Source organism: Marinobacterium maritimum (assembly GCF_039523155.1).
In the GTDB taxonomy this organism is placed as follows: domain Bacteria; phylum Pseudomonadota; class Gammaproteobacteria; order Pseudomonadales; family Balneatricaceae; genus Marinobacterium; species Marinobacterium maritimum.
The window spans coordinates 1-1334 of the sequence record NZ_BAAAET010000012.1; the positions used below are offsets into that span (position 1 = coordinate 1).

The window sequence follows — 1334 nt, forward strand, 5'->3', positions numbered from 1 at the left end:
GTCAAAATGGCCCTGAACCCCTTCTGTGAAATCGCCGTGGAAGAAGCCGTACGCCTGAAGGAAGCCGGCACGGCCTCTGAAGTGGTCGTCGTGTCCATCGGTCCCAAGGCCTGCCAGGAGCAGATCCGTACCGCACTGGCGCTGGGCGCCGACCGTGGTATCCAGATCGAGACTGACGAGATGCCGGAATCCCTGACCGTTGCCAAGTTGCTGGCCAAGGTGGTCGAAGACGAGCAGCCGCAGCTGGTGATCCTGGGCAAGCAGTCCATCGACGCCGACAACAACCAGACCGGCCAGATGCTGGGCGCACTGCTGGACATGCCGCAGGGTACCTTTGCCTCTGAAGTGAAGATTGACGGCTCTAGCGTTAATGTAACCCGCGAAGTGGACGGCGGTCTGCAGACCCTGGCGCTGAACCTGCCGGCGATCGTGACCACCGACCTGCGTCTGAACGAGCCGCGCTACGCTTCTCTGCCGAACATCATGAAAGCGAAGAAGAAGCCGCTGGATGTGAAGACCCCGGCTGACCTGGGCGTCGAGCTGAAGGCCCACACCCGCCTGCTGAAAGTGACCCCGCCGGCCGAGCGCCAGGCCGGTATCCGCGTCAGCAGCGTGGACGAGCTGGTCGACAAACTGAAAAACGAAGCCAAAGTAATTTAAGGGGGTGATCTGATGGCTATTCTGGTAATTGCAGAACATGACAACAGCACCCTGAAGGGTGCCACACTGAACGCTGTCACCGCGGCTTCCCAAGTGGGTGGTGAGCTGCACCTGCTGGTGGCGGGTGAGGGCTGCGGCGCGGTGGCTGAAGCCGCGGCACAGGTCGCCGGCGTCAGCAAGGTACTGGTAGCGGACAACGCGGCGTACGGCCACCAGCTGGCCGAGAATCTGTCTACGCTGATTGCCGAACTGGGCAAAGACTACAGCCACGTGATCGCGCCGGCAACCACCACCGGCAAGAACGTCATGCCGCGTGTTGCCGCACTGCTGGACGTGGCACAGCTGTCCGACATCACTGCAGTTGAGTCCGAGAGCACCTTCCAGCGCCCGATCTACGCCGGTAACGCCATTGCGACCGTCGAGTCACTGGATCCGATCAAGGTGATCACCGTACGCGGTACCGCGTTTGATGCCGCCGCTGAAACCGGGGGTTCCGCCAGCGTGGAAGCGGTTGCCTCTGTGCACGATGCCGGTACATCCAGCTTCGTTGGCGAAGAGATGGCACAGTCCGACCGTCCGGAACTGACTGCCGCCAAGGTCGTCGTGTCTGGTGGTCGTGGCATGGGCAATGGCGAGAACTTCGCCATTCTGGAAAAACTGGCCGACAAGCTGGG

General features: G+C 61.8%; 2 protein-coding genes. Both read left to right on the forward strand.

The annotated features are described in order from the left end of the window. Positions 1-660 (forward strand): electron transfer flavoprotein subunit beta/FixA family protein (locus tag ABD013_RS18455; RefSeq protein ID WP_343809140.1); only part of this gene is annotated, 660 nt, incomplete at its 5' end. A gap of 12 nt (positions 661-672) precedes the next feature. Beyond that, a partial coding sequence (locus ABD013_RS18460; protein ID WP_343809141.1) for an electron transfer flavoprotein subunit alpha/FixB family protein occupies positions 673-1334 on the forward strand: 662 nt, incomplete at its 3' end.